Raw genomic sequence first — 19,862 nt, forward strand, 5'->3', positions numbered from 1 at the left:
CTCGGTTAAATCCTCGACAGTTGAAACAATTTGTAGTCATTCAGCTTGTAAATTTTAACGTACATCTCATATTCATCGCTCAAAAGCCTCGCGACTGTTGTTCGTTTTACGTGGCTGAATTTTACCAATCCTTCTGCCGTGAAGTGAGCCGAAAAATAATGAGCTCTGGTGTAAGGGACGAACTGTTCCTCGTGATACTGTGTCGAAAAGCAGAATATTGTGCTTCGCTTTTTCCCCCTAATGTCTATTTATCAGCTAGTTATTACTCTGTTCTCATTTATACCCATGATTCAAGGAGAGGAAAATGAAGGTCACCCTACTTCACGGAGCGATGGTTGTAGCACTCAGCGCCAGCTACCAAGCTCAAGCCTATAACTGTCAAAGTTTACCCGACTGGGACAGCACTGCGACTTATACATCGGGCGCTTTAGTAAAAACGCAAGGAGCCGCTTATGAGGCTGCATATTGGACGCAAGGCAATGATCCCGTGACCAACTCAGGATCTTGGGAAGCATGGAAAGCGTTAGGGCAATGTGATGGTGGAAGCAACAATTTATCACCAACGGTGTCGTTCTCCTCTCCAATAAACAACGCACAAATTCCCGAAGGCAGTGCGATCACTTTGTTAGCCAACGCAACTGACGAAGATGGCCAAATCACACAAATTGAGTTTGTTGCAGGCAACCAAACCGTTGCTGTGGTAACTCAAGCACCATTCGAAGCTTCTTGGACAGCTATTGAAGGGATCTCGCAATTGACCGCAATTGCGACAGATAATGAGGGAGCTGTTAGCACCACGACGATTTCTATCCAAGTTCAACCACAAGTCGAATTACCGCCACCAAGCATTTCATTGACAAGCCCAGTAGGCACAGAAGTGCTTAATGTAGGCGATAACCTAACCGTAGCCGCTCAAGCTGACGATATTGATGGTGTGGTCACACAAGTTGAGTTCTTCGTAAACAATCAATCTGTCGCCATTGATACTAGCGCACCTTACGAATATCAATGGACCGCTAGTCCAGGTACATACTCGTTCAAAGCACAAGCGACTGATGATACAAACCTCGCAACGATGAGCCAAGAAGTAGCGCTGGTTATTAGTAATTCAGAAACCGGAACGGGCGGATGTGCAGATGCAGTACCTTATGTGGCAGGCACAAGTTATCAAGCTGGCGACCTGATTTCTCACTTCAACCAAAAATATCGTTGTGATGTTGCTGGTTGGTGCTCCTCGGATGCGACATGGGCTTACGAGCCTGGTGAAGGGCTATACTGGCAAGATGCTTGGAGTGGCCTAGGTGCTTGTTCGACACCACCGCAAGTTACCATTACGGCACCAACGGATGGACAAGTCGTGCTCGCTGGCAGCAATAACGAAATCACGGCAAACGCAAGCGATGCTGATGGCACAGTCACGCAAGTTGAGTTTTTTGCGAACAACACCAGCTTAGGGGTCACCACTCAAGCGCCATATTCCGTTACTTGGAACGCCACACTTATTGGCGCTAACCAGCTTAAAGCCGTCGCAACCGATAATGATAACAACACGTCAGAGTCCCTGGTTGGTGTGGAAGTCAGCGATAAAGATTTGGTCGTCTCTCTGACTTCACCAAGCAGCGGTCAAACCGTCGGATTAGGCAAAAGTCTCGCATTAAGCGCCGATGCAACGTCTTTAACTTCAGGCATTAAACACGTTGATTTCATGATCAACGGCTCTATTGTTGCAACCGATACCACAGCACCTTACACAGCCAACTGGACACCAACTGCACTTGGTAACTTTACAGTTAGCGCCCAAGCTGTGGATTTGTCAGGAAGCAATGCACTGTCTGACGCCGCAGCAATAACGGTGGTTGAGCAAGTAGATAAACGCCATAAACTCATCGGTTACTGGCACAATTTTGTAAATGGAGCGGGCTGTCCAATTCGTCTAGCAGATATGGCAGATGCTTGGGATGTGATTGATATTGCCTTTGCTGAAAATGATCGCAACAGTGATGGCACCGTGCACTTTAATCTATATTCAGGCGATATTTACAGCGATTGTCCAGCACTCGATCCAACACAATTCAAGCAGGACATGGCAGCGCTTCAAGCTAAAGGTAAGAAGTTTGTTCTCTCTCTTGGCGGCGCAGAAGGCACGATTACGCTGAATACCGACCAAGATGAAGCCAACTTTGTCTCTAGCCTAACAGGTCTTATCGCTGAGTGGGGCTTTGATGGTCTAGATGTGGATTTAGAGAGTGGTTCTAACTTAGTTCATGGCTCGCAAATTCAAGCTCGCCTTGGTCGTGCTTTGCTTCAAATAGAGCAAAACATGGGTGGCGATATGTACCTAACCATGGCGCCTGAGCACCCTTATGTTCAAGGCGGCTATGTGGCTTACAGCGGTATTTGGGGAGCTTACATTCCTGTGATAAACGAGACACGCAGCACGCTCGACTTGCTTCACGTCCAGTTATATAACAACGGCGGTTTGCCAAACCCATACCTGCCAGGCAGTGCACCAGAAGGCTCTGTGGATATGATGGTAGCGCAATCTAAAATGCTTATCGAAGGTTTTGAGTTGGCCGACGGCACTCAATTTGCACCATTGCGCGATGATCAAGTCGCAATCGGTTTACCTTCAGGTCCTAGCTCGGCAAATTCAGGGCAGGCTCCAACACAGAATATTATCAACGCACTAGATTGTTTAACCAAAGGCACTTCATGTGGCACCGTTAAACCAGCGTACCATTACCCGAATTATGCAGGGGTAATGACATGGTCTATCAACTGGGATCAGCATGATGGCTTTAACTTCTCAAAACCTGTCGGCGATAAACTCACCGAGATGAATACGCAATAAGCTATCAAAGAACAAGCGAGTAAAACGCAAATATCGTCTTGTTTCCATTACTTATTCAAGTATGTAAAAACGAAAAGAGAGCACAATCGTGCTCTCTTTCTTTATCTCATTGAGTTTTTTTACTTTTTAATGAGTAATTAAATCGTAAATACTCGGTAATCTTTTAGCTCAGGGATTTTCTTCAACAGATCGTCTTCTTGTCCTGCCATGTCATCCAGCGAATCGCACAAGTCTTCTGCTTGTTGCTCTACCTCTTTCGAATGCTCGGCTAAACGCTCTTCTACTTTCGCGCTGAGTTCAGCCATACTCTCTGATAATGCAGTGAGGTTTATCCCTCCCTCTTCCTTCATTTTTTTCGATAAAGCATCCAACGAACTGGCTAAAAACTCTTTATTGAAGATCTCTTGTGCTTTTGCAAAGTCTTCAGTCCACCCTTGTGTCATAGACTCAAAACTCTCCGCCGGCAGGATGAAATCACCATCTTTGTAGTAACGTGATTCAACATCAGCGAAAAAGTCCTGTACTGCGACTTTGACGTTATCAAACGCGCCAGGTGCGTCTAGGCTTTCCGCGACATCATCGATGATGTCATTTGCAAGCGCTAAACCATCACTCGCCAACTGCTTTGCTTGTGGAATATACGCGTTCATTTTTTCGCGATAGTCTTCAATTGCCGCTTTTTGGTCGGCATTGAGTTCAATTAGCTCACCTTTGATGAAGAGGTTGTTATCCTCATCCACGACAGCTTTATCACCTGTCGTTTGGCGAATTTCCAAGCTTTGCCCATCCATACGGACTTCATTATTGATGTCCACACGACACTGCGCTGCATAACCAGTAGCACTGACCATCAGCAATGAGAGTGTAAAAAGCTTTTTCATGTCATTCTCTTTTATTTAACATTACTCGTGTTAAACATAACACTGAGTGATACATGAGATGTCAGCAAATCGTCACGACTTCGTAACAAGTTGTTTTATCTACTATTTTCACGTCAACCTCATCACCCTCTTCTTTCCCGAACAACGCTCGACCCAGAGGAGATTTGGCTGTTAAGACAAAGACTTCCAGAGTCTGATATTGAACAGTCAAACCACCAGAGCAAGGGCCTACAAAGAAGTGCTTTTCGATCAAATTCTCATCTGCGAGAACAACGTAAGCACCAACACCAACAGGCGCATTCTTAAAGTTACGAGTCACTAAAGAACGATATTGACGCAACTCCTCTTCACTATCTTGAATTCGCATGGCTTGTCCATGAGCAAGATACGCGGCTTCAAGTGCCAATGTATCGTACTTGTGCTCGGGAACAGTTTCTTCATCTGTGGCGGCATCGATAGCTCGCTGAGCCGATGAATGGGCAACTTGAAGTTTTTCTTCCAGATGTTGGATGATAATTTGGACTAAGTCAGCTTTGTTCATACTTTTAGGACGCGCGTTTAGTATTCGGGGTGTGTTAATGTAGCCAAGTTTACCATCAAAGAAAGGTTTCCCTATTATGCAAAGTGACTCGCTGCATCAAACACTTCAATCTGTATTTGGTTTTGACTCATTACGCCAAGGTCAGCAACCCGTTATTGAAGCCGTTATGAATGGTTACTCTGCTGCGGCAATCTTTCCTACAGGCTCGGGGAAGTCACTCTGTTATCAACTACCTGCAACCATATTACCCAACCTTACGTTGGTGATCTCTCCGTTGTTGGCGTTAATGAAGGATCAACTGAGCTTTTTACAAAGTAAAGGAATCGCGGCCGCTTCTATCGATAGCAGTCAAAGTAGAGAAGAAGCACAACAGGTCATGGCTGGCGTGAAGAATGGACAAATCAAAATCTTGATGATTTCTGTTGAGCGACTAAAAAATGAGCGTTTTCGTGAATTCATTCGCCAAGTACCGATTTCTTTGATGGTCATTGATGAAGCGCACTGTATTTCCGAATGGGGGCATAACTTTCGTCCAGATTATCTCAAACTACCGCAATATCAACGTGAACTGAACATCCCACAGTCTTTACTTCTCACCGCAACGGCAACGCCTGCAGTTATTGAAGACATGCAAAAAAAGTTCGATATTTCCAGTGAACATATTACCGTTACAGGCTTCTACCGCTCTAATCTGGATATCTCGGTGATCCCGTGTGAGGAAACAAAGAAACAAGAACAGCTCAGTGAGATCATCGCCTCTTCACCTAAGCTTCCGACCATCGTATACGTGACGCAGCAGCAAACAGCAGAACGAGTAGCAAAGTCATTAATCCATATTGGCATTAACGCTCACGCATACCACGCTGGCATGAAAAGCGACGTTCGTGAACAAATCCAACAGCAGTTCATGGATGGCCAAATTGACTGTATTGTTGCAACGATTGCATTTGGTATGGGGGTCGATAAATCTGATATTCGACGCGTCATTCACTTCGACTTACCCAAATCAATCGAGAACTACGCACAAGAGATTGGACGTGCAGGCAGGGACGGGCAACGCTCGGAGTGCATTCTGCTAGGCAATACGTCCGGCCTAACGGTGTTGGAGAATTTTGTCTATGGTGACACACCAGAATTTACGTCAATTAACTATGTAGTCGAGCAAGCGAAAGAACATGCTCCACAATGGGAGGTAGTGCCACTGCGTTTGTCGCGTGAAAGTAATATCCGCCAATTGCCACTCAAAACCTTGTTGGTTTATTTGGAGCTACATAACGTCATTGAAGCAAAGTACAGTTACTTTGCGGAATATCGGTTTAAGTTTTTGCACGATCAGCAATTTATTGTGAATCAATTTCAAGGCGAGCGACGTCAATTTGTGGAGGCTATTTTTTCCTGCTCACAAAAAGCCAAAGTGTGGTGCCAAGTTGATCTAGAAGCGCTATGGATGAACTATCAATCGGAACGCAGCCGAGTTGTCGCAGCGCTCGACTATTTTCACCAGAACGGCTGGATAGAACTAGAGAGCAAACAACTGACGGACGTGTACTCAGTTATGCCAACCAAACAGAGCTCGGATGTTTTAATCCAACAACTGTATGAACTGTTCCAATCCAAAGAAAGCAAAGATATCGAAAGAATCCACACCATGCTGCACTTGTTCCAGTCCGAGCACTGTTTGAGCTCACAATTGGCGAACTACTTTGCGGATCACGATGCACCAAAGCAATGTGGTCACTGCTCCGTGTGTCGTGGTCACGTCGCCACATTCACAGCACCAGAACCTGAAGATATTGAACAATCTCAAGTATCGATATGGGCGCGGGAGTTTATTCAGCTTTCCCCATCGGCCATCAGTAATGATGCCGTTGCTCGCTTCTTGTGCGGAATCAGCACTCCTTTGATTAGCCAGCTAAAAGCCTCAAAGCTAGCAGGTTATGGTGCAATGGCAAATGTAAGTTTTGAGCAGGTATTAACGCAGGTAGAAACGGTAAGGGCCTAAAAAAAGCTCAATTGACGCGCTTGGTCTTCGGGCTTGAGCATCACGTTCAAGCCTAAAAGGCGAATTTCCCGTCCATTTTGGCGTTTAAGAATATCTCTTAGCAAGATCTTGAAGTCCTCAAGCTCTAATTGCGGATGGATGTGCTCAATTGTTGTCAGTTGAAAGTCGGCAAATTTGACTTTAATACCTTGTTTAATAATCGACTTATCTGGGCTTGCACGCTCTAAACGTTTCTCGAGTTCAGGATAAAGTTTCTCCTCAATCACTTGCCAACATTCATCATAGGTTGCGATGTTCTGGCTGAATGTCCTTTCCACACCGACGGACTTTCTCTCGCGCTCAACAACGACTTCTCGATTATCAATTCCATGGCTTCGCTGCCATAAGGAGGCACCCTGACGACCAAACTGCCTCAACAACTCTCGATAGTCACTGTTTTTAATGTCCTCACATCGATAAAAACCGGCTTGGTGGAGCTTCTCAAGACTCACCTTCCCCACACCAGGAATGTTCTCTAGCGGAAGACTATCGATAACCTCTTGGACTTTCTCTGGCGGAATCACAAACTGACCGTTGGGCTTGTTCATGTCTGACGCGACCTTGGCAAGAAACTTTATCGGAGCAATGCCCGCCGATGCCGTCAACCCAAGTTCACTCCAGATATCGCGGCGAATTGACTCTGCGATCAACGTAGCGGAGCCACGGCAAGCTGTCGAGTCCGTGACATCGAGGTATGCTTCATCCAATGAGAGAGGTTCAATGATAGGCGTATAACGCTCAAAAATAGCACGAATCTGCTGAGAGACTTGCTTATATACATGCATTCTACCGGGCACAACCAACAAATGAGGACAGAGTTGCAGCGCGCGCGCCGTTGACATTGCACTGCGAACACCATATTTACGCGCATCATAATTACAGGTGCTAATCACTCCACGCTGCTTTTCATGTCCGCCAACAGCGAGTGCAATGCCACGATAACTGGGGTTATCTCTCATCTCTACGGCAGCATAAAAACAATCCATATCGACATGAATAATTTTTCTAATTCGATCTGACATAGCCATCAAAGCACTGTTCAAAAAAACAGTATAAATCAAATCTACCTGAAGAGAAATGGGCGTGTTTAAGCGAACGTCAATCTCGAAGCATTACGTCCAATTGATCGACTAATTCGGCCCAATCTGCATCTTCTTCGATGGCTTGTTTTAGAAAGTTCGCCTGTGACATCGTCCAAAAGCTAGCTTCATGTAAAGGCGCAGAATCTCTTTTGTGTCGATGTTGATTAATAAAATCTTTCATTTCTTGAGGAGAGCTACCGAGGCCCAGTTGTTGAAATAGCTCAGCCATACCATGTTGATGCATTTCCATACTACTTTCTCCCTACGTTAGCTAAACATAATTATATAACTAAGACAGGAATAATGATGTGATGTTAACGGATGCGTGTCAAACATTTGAGTAGTTGTTCTACTTTTGGTTGACATGTGTTTTTTGATGGCGATAAGTTTAATTTTAGTTATCATTGATTTTAAACAATTAATTTTGGGGACTGCGCTTGAGTAATAAGATTCTGGTTGTTGAAGATAGTCGTGCATTTAAAAACTTTCTTTGCCAAACAATAAGCCAAGCTGGTTATGAGGTCATCGCAGCGGAAAGCTACGCGGAGGCAAAGAACTTGTTATCTTCAGCACAGGACCTCTTCTGTGCGGTTTTAGACTATTGTTTACCGGATGCTCAAGATGGCGAGATTATTGACCTCGTTTTGGAACATGGTCATCGTGTCATTGTTTTAACAGCTCGATTTCAAGAAGACACTCGCGAAAAGATGCTTGCAAAAGGTGTCCTCGACTATATTTTGAAAGACAGCATGGCGTCCGTTTCCTATCTATTACCACTCCTCAAGCGACTAACCAACAATCAACAACACAAATGTTTAGTCGTTGATGATTCACACACCGTAAGAAGACACATTGCCCAACTTTTGGAGCATCAATATATTCAGACGTTGGAAGCTGACAATGGGCAAAAAGCCCTAGAGCTTGTCGAGCAAAATCCAGATATCACTCTCGTTTTAACCGACCATGATATGCCCGTTAAAGATGGCATTACTATGGTGCGTGAATTACGTCGGAAGTGGGATAAAAATCAATTAGCCATTCTCGGCTTGTCGGGTAGTAACTCTAAGACCATGACGGCTAGGTTTCTAAAAGCAGGGGCCAATGACTTTTTATACAAGCCATTTAATCAAGAAGAATTTTTTTGCCGTATTCACCAACTGTTAGATATCAAAGACGCAACATCTGAACTGTTTAAAATGGCAAATCAAGATGCGCTAACGGGCTTATGGAACCGCCGCTTTCTGTTTGAGCAACCCCATGTAGAAAACGCTCAAAGAAACATCGCGATGCTTGATATCGATTTCTTTAAGCAAGTAAATGATACACACGGACATGAGGGCGGCGATGCAGTGTTAGTCATGATAGCGAATATTCTAAAAATCTATTTTCCAAATGATATTGTCGCTAGGCTTGGTGGCGAGGAGTTTTGTATTCAAGCCAGTGGCGACTATGACGGCTTTCTAACACGCTTAGAACAAATGAGACAGCGCATAGAAAAAACGCCAATAACTTATTTGGACAAAAACATTCTTGTGACCGCGAGTATTGGTGTAAGCAACATCGAGGGGGAGCTGGAACAACAAATAAAAGTGGCGGATGAGCGACTTTACATGGCCAAAGAGAACGGACGTAACCAAATCATTTCTTCGTCCTAATGACTATCAGTGTGGTCTTGCTCTGTAACATGAGAGAAAGAAACAACAAAACACGGTATTGGGCTCTTTCTCGGACATCTGAGCTTTGGTTAGCTGCCTAAAAATAAAGCTCAGCAGAACGCTGAGCTTTATCACTTTCTTAGTACGATTAACCAATACTAAGCAATTCTATCTTTTTCCCACGCCGCCAATTTCTCAGCACGCGCAGCCTCGCGCGCTTCACGTTTTTTACGCGCATCGCAGGGTTCTGGACAATTACACACTTTTTCGATGCCAACTGCCCCTAAGCCACCACAGCTACCTTTCACGACTTTCTTTTGGAAAATGTATCCGACAGCCATTGCAGTGATTACCGCGACAAACACAGCAAAGGTAATTAGAAATGTATTCATAAAAACATGCTCACTTCTGTTGTTATTTCTTCATGAATGGCTTGTATGCTTCCGAAGCCAACTCTTTAAAACCATCTTCCGTTTTCACAATCATGAAAACAGGAATATTATTTTCGTTCGCAATTGCCATGCCTTTGTCTTCACCTAGCACCATAAGACCAGTTGCAAGACCATCAGCAGTCATCGACGATTTATCTAATACCGTTACAGACACCACTTTATGATGAATTGGTTTGCCTGTTCGTGGATTAATAATATGAGAGTATCTCACACCATTACTCTCAAAGTAATTACGATAGTCACCACTTGTTGCAATTGCCATGTCGCCTGGTTCAATAATTTCTTGAATTGAACGTTCATCAACGGTCGGTTTTTCAATTGCGATACGCCAAGGCACACCTTCACGATTGACACCTTTGAGACGCATTTCACCGCCAACTTCGACCATAAAGTTCTGTACCCCTTCAGATTGAAGGTAGTCAGCAACCACGTCAACCCCCCAACCTTTCGCAATCGTCGATAGGTCGACGTACAAGTTAGGAAGGTCTTTGGACAGTGTATTACCATCAACAGATAGGTGGTGAATACCGGTATTTGCTTTGCGAGCAGCGAGTTCTTCATCGGTTGGAACTACATCTGGACGAGCTTCTGGACCAAACCCCCACAGGTTAACTAGAGGGCCGACCGTCACATCCAATGCACCTAAAGTAAGACCGTTAAGGCGAATTGCTTCTTTCACTACCGTTGCAGTTTGTGTCGAAACTGTAAATGGCTCGCTCGTTTGATGCTGATTAAAACGACTTAACTCTGAGTCGTCACGATAGGTCGACATTTGGTCATTAACCTCTTCCAATAAGCGATCAATTTCTGTCTGCATCGCTTTTGGCGTTGGAATACCATCTTGCTCGATATACTTGATGTTGTAAGAAGTCCCCATGGTAGGGCCACTTAAATGAATTTGATCGGCAGGCTGCTCACAGCCAGCCAAAATCAATAGAGAAGCAAATGCAACAAGCCACTTTTTCACTTGTTAACTCCCAATGTTGTTGAATTGATATGGGAAATAGGATCAATCCTTTCAATCCGATTACCTATATCAACTGTTGAGTATCAGTTTTATGTCTATAAAAAATAATGGCTAGCTCTCTTGGAGAGCTAGCCATAGATTCAATCACTTGGAGGAATTAACCACCGAAGTCATCTAGTAGGATGTTTTCATCCTCTACACCTAGATCTTTTAGCATGCCGATTACAGCAGCGTTCATCATAGGTGGACCACACATGTAGTATTCACAGTCTTCTGGCGCTTCGTGATCACGTAGGTAGTTCTCGTAAAGAACGTTGTGAATAAAGCCAGTGTAACCATCCCAGTTATCTTCTGGAAGTGGATCAGACAGTGCACAGTGCCATACGAAGTTGTCATTCTCAGCTTGTAGCATATCGAAGTCTTCTACGTAGAACATTTCACGCTTAGAACGTGCGCCGTACCAGAAAGACATCTTACGCTTAGAGTGCAGACGCTTAAGTTGGTCGAAGATGTGTGAGCGCATTGGAGCCATACCAGCACCACCACCAACGAATACCATTTCTGCATCTGTATCTTTCGCAAAGAACTCACCAAATGGACCAGAAATAGTACACTTGTCGCCTTCTTTTAGAGACCAGATGTACGAAGACATGATGCCTGGTGGTACGTCTGGGTTGTTCGGCGGCGGAGTTGCGATACGAACGTTAAGCATGATGATACCGTGCTCTTCTGGGTAGTTAGCCATAGAGTATGCACGAATGGTCTCTTCATTAACTTTAGACTCGTAACGGAAAAGGTTGAACTTCTCCCAGTCTTCACGGTATTCCTCAGGAATATCGTAGTCTGCGTATTTCACGTGGTGAGCAGGAGCTTCAATCTGGATGTAACCACCAGCACGGAAAGGTACTGATTCGCCATCTGGAATTTGTAGCTTAAGCTCTTTGATGAATGTCGCTTTGTTATCGTTAGAGATAACAGTACATTCCCACTTCTTAACGCCGAAGATTTCTTCAGGAAGCTCGATATCCATGTCAGTTTTCATTGCAACCTGACACGCTAGACGCTCACCTTCACGCGCTTCACCTTTAGTAATATGGTCAAGCTCGGTTGGTAGGATGTCGCCACCACCTGATTTAACTTTTACGCGACACTGACCACATGAGCCACCGCCACCACAAGCAGAAGATACGAATACGCCAGCACCTGCTAGAGCACTCAGTAGCTTACCACCTGGTTGTGTAACGATCGCCAGAGAAGGGTCATCGTTCACAGAAATTGTAATGTCACCTGTTGGTACAAGCTTAGACTTAGCGAAAAGAATCACTAGTACTAGTGCTAGTACGATCAGAGTAAACATCACTACACCAAGAATAATGTCCATTGACTATTCCTTAATTGTTGCGGTTTACCCGACTTACAGTTGAACACCAGAGAAAGACATAAAGCCTAACGCCATAAGACCTACAGTGATAAATGTGATACCAAGACCACGTAGACCTGGAGGTACGTCAGAGTACTTCATCTTCTCACGGATACCTGCAAGAGCAACGATTGCTAGCATCCAGCCCACACCAGAGCCGAAACCGTAAACGATCGATTCAGCAAAGTTGTAGTCACGTTGTACCATGAAAGATACACCACCGAAGATTGCACAGTTTACTGTGATCAGCGGTAGGAAGATGCCTAGCGCGTTGTACAAAGGTGGGAAGAAACGGTCTAGGACCATCTCTAGAATCTGTACAAGTGCTGCAATTACACCGATAAAGGTGATGAAGTTTAGGAAGCTAAGGTCCACGCCCTCAACTAACGCGTTCTCTCTCAGAACTAGGTTGTATACCAGGTTGTTCACAGGAACAGCGATAGTCAGAACTACCACAACTGCAACACCTAGGCCGAAAGAGGTCTTAACCTTCTTAGATACGGCAAGGAAAGTACACATACCTAGGAAGAAAGACAGAGCCATGTTTTCGATGAAAATCGATTTAACTAACAGACTAATGTAATGTTCCATGACGTCCTTACTCCTTCGCTTCTACTTGTTCTGGTTTCAGAATACGGATTACCCAGATAAGGAAGCCGATTAGGAAGAATGCTGATGGTGCTAGTAGCATTAGGCCGTTAGGCTGGTACCAACCACCGTTGCTCACTAGAGGTAGAACTTCTAGACCAAATAGTTTGCCTGAGCCAAATAGCTCACGGAAGAAACCTACAGTGATAAGAACGAAGCCGTAACCTAGACCGTTACCAATACCGTCAATAAGAGATGGTACTGGCGCAGACTTCATTGCGAATGCTTCAGCACGACCCATTACGATACAGTTAGTGATAATCAGACCAACGAATACAGATAGCTGTTTAGAGATATCGTATAGGTAAGCTTTTAGCACTTGGTCTACCACGATTACTAACGATGCGATGATTGCCATCTGAACGATGATACGCACACTGTTAGGAATGTGGTTACGGATCAATGAAACAGAGAAGTTAGACAACGCAGTTACAAATGTTACCGCTAGTGTCATTACAAAAGCTGTTTCTAGTTTAGTTGTTACTGCAAGAGCAGAACATACACCAAGAACTTGTAGCGCGATTGGGTTGTTATCCAACACTGGCGCTAGGATGCTCTTTTTAACGTTTTGTGCACTAGACATTAGTTAAGTTCTCCGTCACGAACTTTTGCTAGGAAAGGACCAAAGCCCATATCACCTAACCAGAAGTCAAATGTGTGTTGAACACCATTACTAGTGAGCGTCGCTCCTGATAGGCCATCAACACCGTGCTCAGAACCTTGCGGTGCGCCGCCTTTCACGACCTTAATCGCTGGCTGGTGATCTTCATTGTACAATTTCTTGCCAATGAATTGATCGCGCCATGAAGGGTTCTCTACTTCACCACCAAGTCCAGGAGTTTCACCTTGCTCGTAGTAAGTAATAGCAGACACAGTGTTACCATCAGTTTCAACGGCTACAAAGGCATACATCATCGACCATAGTCCTTTACCGTGCATAGGCAGGATAACTTTTTGGACTTCATCTTGATCTTTTACAAGGTACACCACTGCTGTATTCGCGCGACGACGGATATCAGCTACGTCTTCTTCTGGTGTCAATGCGATTGAACGTTCTGCATCTTTTGATGCTTCACGTTGATCGTACGTAGATGCATTACCCTCAGTAAAGTTACCTGTTTCAAGGTCTACTAGACGAGGTTCGATGTACTCAGCAAATAGCTCTGGTACTTTCTTACCGTTTGCGTCAATGCCTGCAACTTCAACGATCTTTGATTGCTTATCTAGGACAGCGTTAGCTTTTTGCTTATCACGCAGACCTACTGCTGCTGTTGATACGATGATTGAACAAACAAGGCTCAACCCGATAACAACACCCAGCGTCTTTTTAATGCTGTCGTTATTACTTGCCATAGCGTGCTAGTCTCCGCTTGATGTTCTTCTCAATCACTACATGGTCGAACAGAGGTGCGAATAGGTTCGCGAATAGAATCGCCAGCATCATACCTTCTGGGTACGCTGGGTTAACTACACGGATCATCACACACATTGCACCAATCAGGATGCCGTACCACCATTTACCTTTGCTAGTAAATGACGCTGATACTGGGTCCGTTGCCATGAAGAACATACCGAATGCAAAACCACCTAGAACTAGGTGCCAGTGCCATGGCATATTAAACATTGGATTAGTGTCAGAACCGATCACGTTAAACAGAGTCGATACTGCGATCATACCGATCATCACACCCGCAATGATGCGCCATGAAGCGATTCGCATGTAAACGATCATCGCTGCACCGATCATTAGAGCTAGAGTCGATACTTCACCAATAGAGCCAGGGATGTTACCGATGAACGCGTCCATCCAAGTGATAGGAGCGCCAGTTACTGTGTTAACTAGAGCACCGTTACCACCTTGAGCCCATTGGCTAAGAGCAGTTGCACCAGAGAAGCCGTCAGCTGCAGTCCATACTACGTCACCCGAAATTTGTGCTGGGTAAGCGAAGAATAGAAATGCACGACCTGCAAGTGCAGGGTTAAGGAAGTTACGACCTGTACCACCGAAGATCTCTTTTGCTACAACAACACCAAATGTGATACCTAGTGCCGCTTGCCATAGAGGTAGCGTTGGTGGAACGATAAGTGCGAATAAGATAGAAGTTACAAAGAAACCTTCGTTAACTTCGTGTTTACGCACCATACAGAACAACACTTCCCAGAAGCCACCAACAATAAATACTGTTGCGTAGATTGGCAGGAAGTAAGTCGCACCTAGTAGCATCTTACTGCCAACACCCGCTTCCGCACCGATAGTGCCGCCAAGCATTTCTGTTAGCCAGTAGTGCCAGTTACCTGCGATAACTGTCGCTAGTTGGTCACCAGCGTACATGTGGTTAAGTGCTGCAATAGCTTGGCCACCTGCGTTGTACATACCCCAGAACATTGCTGGGAATACCGCAAACCAAACCATGATCATGATACGTTTTAGGTCAACGCTATCACGAACGTGCGAGCTTTTATTTGTTACGATACCTGGGGTGTAAAAAACTGTTGCTACAGCTTCGTACAGGGCAAACCATTTTTCGTGTTTGCCACCAGGCTCAAAATGATGCTCGATGTCTTCAAGAAACTTTTTAAGAGCCATGAAAATTACCCTTCCTTCTCGATAGTATCTAGGCATTCACGAAGTAACGTACCGTACTCGTACTTACCTGGACATACAAAGGTACACAATGCTAGATCTTCTTCATCCAGTTCAAGCGCACCCAGTGCTTGAGCACTGTCTGTGTCGCCGGCACATAGATCACGAAGCAGCAAAGTAGGCTCCATATCTAGAGGCATTACGCGTTCGTAGTTGCCAATTGGAACCATTGAACGATCACTACCATTGGTCGTCGTTGTCATATTGAACAACTGACCTTTGAATACGTGACCAAGGAAAGAGCGAGTTACCGAGAACTTATTCTTACCAGGCATTGCCCAGCCAAATAGTTCTTTTTCACGGCCTTCACGTAATACAGAAACCTGTTGATGGTAACGGCCAAGGTATGCGTGTGGACCAGTTGCATGTGTACCTGTTAGTACTGAACCAGAGATCACACGAACTTCGCCAGGCATCAGCTCGTTATCTGTTAGGTCATCTAAGCTTGCACCCATTACGGTACGAACTAGACGAGGGTTATTCACAACTGGGCCAGCTAGAGACACAACACGATCTGTGCATAGCTCACCAGTTAGGAACAGCTTACCGAACGCGATAACGTCTTGGTAGTTGATGCTCCATGCCACATTCTCTGCATTTACTGGGTATAGGAAATGCATGTGGGTGCCAGCAAGACCTGCTGGGTGAGGGCCATCGAAGACGTGTTCTTCTACGTTAGACTGTGAAGAGCGTGGCAAGCTAGTGCCAGATTTACATACGTAAACCTTGCCTTCTGTCAGGGCTGAAAGAATGTCTAGACCAGCAATGAATGCTTCTTGTTGCTCATTAATGATCAACTCAGGCTTAGCTGCTAGTGGATTAGTATCCATTGCAGTTACGAAAATAGCCTTAGTAGAAGACTCGATTGCAGGAACCTTGCTAAACGGACGAGTACGTAAAGCGGTCCATAAGCCAGAGTCAACCAACTGAGTCTTGATCACTTCACGATCTAGACCTGAAAGTTGAGCGGCTTCGAACTTATCAAATGTCACCTGCTCTTCACCTGCCACTTCAATCACTACAGATTGAAGGACACGTTTAGCGCCACGGTTAACTTCGATCACTTTACCGGCTGCTGGTGCAGTAAATTTCACGCCTGGGTTCTTTTTATCTTCAAAAAGAACTTGCGCTTTTTTCACTTCATCACCAACGCGGACATGCATGGTAGGTCGCATGCCAACGTACTCTTCGCCAAGCAAGGCGACTTTTTTGATGGTCTTACCATCATTAATCACCTGGGATGGAGTTCCTGCGATAGGAAGATCCAAGCCCTTCTTTATTGTAATCATACGCACTTGCACTACTTTTATCGGGAAAAAGATTCTTTTGATTGCGTAACTTTTAGACACGACATCAGTGTCCGGTTTTGATGTTGTTTTAAACATCAAAATCGCAACATCCTATTAAAAATCTCGTCACAAGGAATACGCGAGATTTATCAGGTGCCGTAGTCTAGCATTTTTTAGGAACTTGATGCCATGATCAATCATTAGAATAGAGGGGTTATTTCGGTAGAATCAGGTCTAAAAGGTCAAAGAATAGTCATAACTTTGACCCATCGCACAAATGCCATATTCCATACATATCTTATGGAAAAGTGATATTCATCGCCTGAAATATTCTGCAATTTCCATTCATTTGTTGAAACACTGTTAACACATTTTTTAACCAGAATTTGTGCCACGTTAACGTCCCTAAAGAATGTAAAACGAAAAAAGATGGCCTTAAGCCACCTTTCTCTGCACCTTTATATCTTGCGTTTTTAGTGACCGCCACCCATACACATCGGGCTATCAGGGGCGCCATCTTGTTCACGCTTCCACTCTTCATCAGTGTATGTATGAATAGCTAATGCATGAATGTGGTTATCCAGTTCATCTGCCAAAATTTGATGAACTTGACGATGGCGCCCAATCAAACGCTGTCCCGCGAACGAATCACTCACAACAATCACTTTGAAATGACTCTCTGAGCCTGGTGGCACATTATGCATGTAGCTCTCATTAATGACTTTGAGATAGCTGGGTTGCAGCTCACTGTGTAGTTTCTTCTCTATGATTTCTTGGATCATATTCGTTCCTCATTGATGCGAATTCCATAAGTATATACCTAAGTAAAGCAGACATGCATCACTCAAACGTCACTCTCATTATTGACGCACTTTGTAGACATATTGTCTCAAGGCGCTTGACTCCACGAACATGTCTAAAGAGCAGCCATCACTGAACTCGTAAAATTTGACAGCTTTTTGTATCTCGACACGTCATCATTTGCGACAATAACACTTAATTTCTAAATCAACTTACATTTAGCTATGAAAACCGAACTGAACCTTCACGAGCGAAGCTTAACACTTCATCGTTTCCCAAAACGTAGTAACGAAACGCTACAAGCGTGGGATGCCGGTGATGAGTATCTTATTAATCATGTTGAAGAGCTTGCTTTGCCAGACAATCAAAACATCCTCGTGATTAATGACAGCTTTGGTGCCCTCTCCTGCTGGTTTTCGGAAAAGCACCATGTAACGCTAATGAGTGATTCATTCATCTCACATAAAGGTGCACAGCAAAATCTCGAGCAAAACCAGTGCAATAAAGTAGCGTTTGCCACCACGATGGACCTCGTTCCTGCCAATATTGATCTCGTCTTGCTGCAACTGCCCAAAAGTAACCGCCATCTAGTGTGGATACTAAGCCAATTAAGAAAGGCGCTACCGGCTTCCTGCCCCGTCATTGCAGTCAATAAAGCGAAAGACATTCATACTTCGACGCTAAAACTGTTTGAAAAATACTTAGGCGAAACAAAAACATCTTTGGCCTGGAAAAAGCACAGATTGGTGTTTTCTCAAGCAACAGTTGAGCCTCCGATTGAAGTAATGCCTTTCACGACTTGGCGCGTTGATGGCGAAGATATCGAACTCAAGAACATGCCAAATGTCTATTCAGGAGAAAGTTTAGATTTAGGTGCACGCTTTATGCTGCAGCACCTGCCTCAAGACCCTTCGATAGACAATGTCATCGACCTCGGCTGCGGCAATGGTGTTTTGTCTGTTAAATTTGGTCAGTTGAATCCAAATACTCGGCTAACATGTGTTGATGAAAGCTTTATGGCGCTTGAGTCGGCAAAACAGAACCTACTCGACAACCTTGGTGAAAATAGAGACATACAGTGCATAGCGAACAATTGCTTGGACGGTTTTAAACACAGCAGCAGCTCTATGGTTATGTGTAATCCACCGTTTCATCAACAACAGGCAATCACCGATCATATTGCTTGGCAAATGTTCTGCGATGCTAAACAAGTATTAAGTGAAAATGGCCGTTTACTGGTTATCGGAAATCGTCACCTCGGGTACGACGCAAAACTCAAACGTCTGTTTGGCGATAAAAATGTGAAACTTATCGCTTCCAACAATAAGTTTGTGATTTTACAGGCTACAAAAAATCCTGCTAAATTAAGCGCAAAATAAGCTTTAGCAAAATAGTTAAAAGGAATAATAAAATGAGAAAATTGGTACTTGCGGCTTCGGTTGCGTTGCTTGCTGCGTGTTCAGCCCCTCAACAACCTCAGCTGAACCTGATGCCAGAAAGCACATTGAGCACCAATCCAATTGTTCAAGGCAAGACTTACAGTTTGACCAGCAAAGATGTACGTGCAGCGCAGTACGTGGCGTTGGTGGATAACGGCCGTTCGAACATTCTTCCTCTTCATGCTAAACAGAATTTACGTATTGCGTTAGAAGAAGCATTAGAGAAGCAATTCTCATCTCAAGGTTTCCATGCGGATCTAAACAGCAATAACGCGATTGAATTGAGCGTTCAAGAAGCGTTGGTCAACGTGAAGCATTCGGTGATGGAAAATGAGATGGATGCTAAAGTTGTGCTGGAAATCACAGCAGAGACACCTGAGGGCAAGCTAGTCAAAACTTATACAGGTACAGCAAAGCGATCTGGCACATTGAGTGCTTCTGATGCCGATATTGAAGAGACATTGAATGATGTGGTGACATTGACGCTTAAAGAGATTGCCAATGACCCTGAGCTTCGTCAATACATGCAGGAGCGTTTCTAATGTTACGCAAAGCGATTCTGTCCTTAGCACTACTCAGCTGCAGCGTTTGGGCTGGACCAAAAGTAGCGTTTGAAACAACACTTGGTTCATTTACGGTTGAGTTAAACGAAGAGAAAGCACCTATCACTGTCGCTAATTTTCTAAAATATGTAGAAGATGGGAGCTACGAGGGTACTATTTTTCATCGTATTATCCCAGGCTTCATGGCACAAGGTGGCGGCTTTAACCAAGATATGCAGATGGTGAAAACATACGCGCCAATCAAAAACGAAGGAAATAATGGTCTAAACAATGACCGTGCTACCATCGCCATGGCACGAACCAATGCACCAAACTCTGCAACTCGTCAGTTTTTCGTCAACTTAGTCGACAATGACTTTCTCAACTATGGCGCTCGACCACCAGGTTATGCTGTATTTGGTGAGGTTACTGAGGGGTTCGACGTTATCCAGAAAATGGCTCAGCAGCCGACCACGACGGTAGGCCGAATGCGTGATGTACCAGAGACGCAAATCGTCATCACCAAAGCTACACTACTTAAATAGCCAAAACGATAAGCCCTTTGAATAATCGAAGGGCTTTCTCTTTCAACGGCTTCATTTTATTGGA

At 44.5% G+C, this 19,862-nt stretch carries 19 protein-coding genes; 6 read left to right on the forward strand and 13 right to left on the reverse strand.

The annotated features are described in order from the left end of the window. The first annotated feature begins 304 nt into the window (after window positions 1-304). Window positions 305-2,851 (forward strand): Ig-like domain-containing protein, encoded by a 2,547-nt coding sequence (locus tag R7F07_RS02390; protein WP_171343215.1) that lies wholly within the window; start codon window positions 305-307, stop codon window positions 2,849-2,851. A gap of 137 nt (window positions 2,852-2,988) precedes the next feature. On the opposite strand, the gene R7F07_RS02395 is transcribed toward R7F07_RS02390, so the two are convergent. Both R7F07_RS02395 and R7F07_RS02400 read right to left on the reverse strand, forming a co-directional pair. Further along, entirely contained in the window at window positions 2,989-3,732 is a 744-nt protein-coding gene (locus tag R7F07_RS02395; protein WP_005385316.1) for a YggN family protein, read from the reverse strand. 61 nt (window positions 3,733-3,793) lie between these two features. Then, entirely contained in the window at window positions 3,794-4,273 is a 480-nt protein-coding gene (locus R7F07_RS02400) for a GreA/GreB family elongation factor (RefSeq protein ID WP_171343214.1), read from the reverse strand. A 76-nt stretch (window positions 4,274-4,349) separates the two neighbouring features. On the opposite strand from R7F07_RS02400, the gene R7F07_RS02405 reads away from it, so the two are divergent. Further along, window positions 4,350-6,275, forward strand: a complete 1,926-nt coding sequence (locus R7F07_RS02405) for an ATP-dependent DNA helicase RecQ (protein ID WP_005380279.1) — start codon at window positions 4,350-4,352, stop codon at window positions 6,273-6,275. Here the strand turns inward: R7F07_RS02405 and dinB are convergent. Further along, window positions 6,272-7,336: a DNA polymerase IV gene (dinB, locus tag R7F07_RS02410; protein WP_025768236.1), complete on the reverse strand. Its 1,065-nt coding sequence runs from the start codon at window positions 7,334-7,336 to the stop codon at window positions 6,272-6,274. The two genes, R7F07_RS02405 and dinB, sit on opposite strands and share 4 nt — an antisense overlap. Before the next feature lie 76 nt (window positions 7,337-7,412). Then, a complete protein-coding gene (locus tag R7F07_RS02415) occupies window positions 7,413-7,646 on the reverse strand; it encodes a DUF2789 domain-containing protein (RefSeq protein ID WP_005380277.1) in 234 nt (77 codons plus the stop codon). Window positions 7,647-7,833: 187 nt separating this feature from the next. Here R7F07_RS02415 and R7F07_RS02420 point away from each other — a divergent pair, with 187 nt between their 5' ends. Then, window positions 7,834-9,051 carry a response regulator gene (locus R7F07_RS02420; RefSeq protein WP_005380276.1) on the forward strand — a complete coding sequence of 406 codons (1,218 nt, stop codon included), beginning with the start codon at window positions 7,834-7,836 and terminating at the stop codon, window positions 9,049-9,051. A 158-nt stretch (window positions 9,052-9,209) separates the two neighbouring features. Here R7F07_RS02420 and nqrM read toward each other — a convergent pair whose 3' ends face one another. The 9 genes from nqrM to bolA form a co-directional block, all read right to left on the reverse strand. After that, window positions 9,210-9,443 (reverse strand): (Na+)-NQR maturation NqrM, encoded by a 234-nt coding sequence (gene nqrM, locus R7F07_RS02425; protein WP_005380273.1) that lies wholly within the window; start codon window positions 9,441-9,443, stop codon window positions 9,210-9,212. A 22-nt stretch (window positions 9,444-9,465) separates the two neighbouring features. After that, window positions 9,466-10,470: an FAD:protein FMN transferase gene (locus R7F07_RS02430; RefSeq protein ID WP_005380272.1), complete on the reverse strand. Its 1,005-nt coding sequence runs from the start codon at window positions 10,468-10,470 to the stop codon at window positions 9,466-9,468. A gap of 157 nt (window positions 10,471-10,627) precedes the next feature. Further along, window positions 10,628-11,851, reverse strand: coding sequence for an NADH:ubiquinone reductase (Na(+)-transporting) subunit F (gene nqrF / locus R7F07_RS02435; protein ID WP_005380271.1), 1,224 nt, complete (start codon window positions 11,849-11,851; stop codon window positions 10,628-10,630). A gap of 33 nt (window positions 11,852-11,884) precedes the next feature. Beyond that, the gene (gene nqrE, locus R7F07_RS02440) at window positions 11,885-12,481 is read right to left on the reverse strand and encodes an NADH:ubiquinone reductase (Na(+)-transporting) subunit E (RefSeq protein ID WP_005380270.1); all 597 of its coding nucleotides are present in this window, start codon (window positions 12,479-12,481) and stop codon (window positions 11,885-11,887) included. A 7-nt stretch (window positions 12,482-12,488) separates the two neighbouring features. Beyond that, a complete protein-coding gene (locus tag R7F07_RS02445) occupies window positions 12,489-13,121 on the reverse strand; it encodes an NADH:ubiquinone reductase (Na(+)-transporting) subunit D (RefSeq protein WP_005380269.1) in 633 nt (210 codons plus the stop codon). Continuing rightward, window positions 13,121-13,891, reverse strand: a complete 771-nt coding sequence (locus R7F07_RS02450; RefSeq protein ID WP_005380267.1) for a Na(+)-translocating NADH-quinone reductase subunit C — start codon at window positions 13,889-13,891, stop codon at window positions 13,121-13,123. The genes R7F07_RS02445 and R7F07_RS02450 overlap by 1 nt, the downstream gene beginning before the upstream one ends. Next, the gene (locus R7F07_RS02455; protein WP_005380265.1) at window positions 13,881-15,125 is read right to left on the reverse strand and encodes an NADH:ubiquinone reductase (Na(+)-transporting) subunit B; all 1,245 of its coding nucleotides are present in this window, start codon (window positions 15,123-15,125) and stop codon (window positions 13,881-13,883) included. Before R7F07_RS02455 ends, R7F07_RS02450 begins: the two co-directional genes overlap by 11 nt. Window positions 15,126-15,130: 5 nt before the next feature. Beyond that, window positions 15,131-16,471: a Na(+)-translocating NADH-quinone reductase subunit A gene (locus tag R7F07_RS02460; protein ID WP_005380264.1), complete on the reverse strand. Its 1,341-nt coding sequence runs from the start codon at window positions 16,469-16,471 to the stop codon at window positions 15,131-15,133. A gap of 473 nt (window positions 16,472-16,944) precedes the next feature. Further along, the gene (bolA, locus tag R7F07_RS02465; protein WP_005380262.1) at window positions 16,945-17,253 is read right to left on the reverse strand and encodes a transcriptional regulator BolA; all 309 of its coding nucleotides are present in this window, start codon (window positions 17,251-17,253) and stop codon (window positions 16,945-16,947) included. A 243-nt stretch (window positions 17,254-17,496) separates the two neighbouring features. Between bolA and R7F07_RS02470 the strand changes: the two genes are divergently transcribed. Genes R7F07_RS02470 through R7F07_RS02480 form a run of 3 tightly spaced genes read left to right on the forward strand, consistent with a single transcriptional unit; the run spans window position 17,497 to window position 19,798 of the window. Then, window positions 17,497-18,651: a methyltransferase gene (locus R7F07_RS02470; protein WP_171343213.1), complete on the forward strand. Its 1,155-nt coding sequence runs from the start codon at window positions 17,497-17,499 to the stop codon at window positions 18,649-18,651. Window positions 18,652-18,683: 32 nt separating this feature from the next. After that, window positions 18,684-19,253, forward strand: a complete 570-nt coding sequence (locus R7F07_RS02475; RefSeq protein ID WP_005380259.1) for a YajG family lipoprotein — start codon at window positions 18,684-18,686, stop codon at window positions 19,251-19,253. Then, the gene (locus R7F07_RS02480; RefSeq protein ID WP_005380258.1) at window positions 19,253-19,798 is read left to right on the forward strand and encodes a peptidylprolyl isomerase; all 546 of its coding nucleotides are present in this window, start codon (window positions 19,253-19,255) and stop codon (window positions 19,796-19,798) included. Before R7F07_RS02475 ends, R7F07_RS02480 begins: the two co-directional genes overlap by 1 nt. Window positions 19,799-19,862 lie beyond the last annotated feature (64 nt).

The sequence above is a fragment of the Vibrio sp. YT-16 genome, assembly GCF_033337405.1.
GTDB classification, from domain to species: domain Bacteria; phylum Pseudomonadota; class Gammaproteobacteria; order Enterobacterales; family Vibrionaceae; genus Vibrio; species Vibrio alginolyticus.

Coding starts and splice junctions, on each gene's coding strand:
- nqrE (WP_005380270.1), bottom strand. CDS start 12,481: ATGGAACATTACATTAGTCTGTTAGTTAAATCGATTTTCATCGAAAAC.
- R7F07_RS02415 (WP_005380277.1), bottom strand. CDS start 7,646: ATGGAAATGCATCAACATGGTATGGCTGAGCTATTTCAACAACTGGGC.
- R7F07_RS02400 (WP_171343214.1), bottom strand. CDS start 4,273: ATGAACAAAGCTGACTTAGTCCAAATTATCATCCAACATCTGGAAGAA.
- R7F07_RS02390 (WP_171343215.1), top strand. CDS start 305: ATGAAGGTCACCCTACTTCACGGAGCGATGGTTGTAGCACTCAGCGCC.
- R7F07_RS02480 (WP_005380258.1), top strand. CDS start 19,253: ATGTTACGCAAAGCGATTCTGTCCTTAGCACTACTCAGCTGCAGCGTT.
- R7F07_RS02475 (WP_005380259.1), top strand. CDS start 18,684: ATGAGAAAATTGGTACTTGCGGCTTCGGTTGCGTTGCTTGCTGCGTGT.
- R7F07_RS02405 (WP_005380279.1), top strand. CDS start 4,350: ATGCAAAGTGACTCGCTGCATCAAACACTTCAATCTGTATTTGGTTTT.
- nqrM (WP_005380273.1), bottom strand. CDS start 9,443: ATGAATACATTTCTAATTACCTTTGCTGTGTTTGTCGCGGTAATCACT.
- R7F07_RS02395 (WP_005385316.1), bottom strand. CDS start 3,732: ATGAAAAAGCTTTTTACACTCTCATTGCTGATGGTCAGTGCTACTGGT.
- nqrF (WP_005380271.1), bottom strand. CDS start 11,851: ATGGACATTATTCTTGGTGTAGTGATGTTTACTCTGATCGTACTAGCA.
- dinB (WP_025768236.1), bottom strand. CDS start 7,336: ATGTCAGATCGAATTAGAAAAATTATTCATGTCGATATGGATTGTTTT.
- R7F07_RS02445 (WP_005380269.1), bottom strand. CDS start 13,121: ATGTCTAGTGCACAAAACGTTAAAAAGAGCATCCTAGCGCCAGTGTTG.
- bolA (WP_005380262.1), bottom strand. CDS start 17,253: ATGATCCAAGAAATCATAGAGAAGAAACTACACAGTGAGCTGCAACCC.
- R7F07_RS02455 (WP_005380265.1), bottom strand. CDS start 15,125: ATGGCTCTTAAAAAGTTTCTTGAAGACATCGAGCATCATTTTGAGCCT.
- R7F07_RS02460 (WP_005380264.1), bottom strand. CDS start 16,471: ATGATTACAATAAAGAAGGGCTTGGATCTTCCTATCGCAGGAACTCCA.
- R7F07_RS02450 (WP_005380267.1), bottom strand. CDS start 13,891: ATGGCAAGTAATAACGACAGCATTAAAAAGACGCTGGGTGTTGTTATC.
- R7F07_RS02470 (WP_171343213.1), top strand. CDS start 17,497: ATGAAAACCGAACTGAACCTTCACGAGCGAAGCTTAACACTTCATCGT.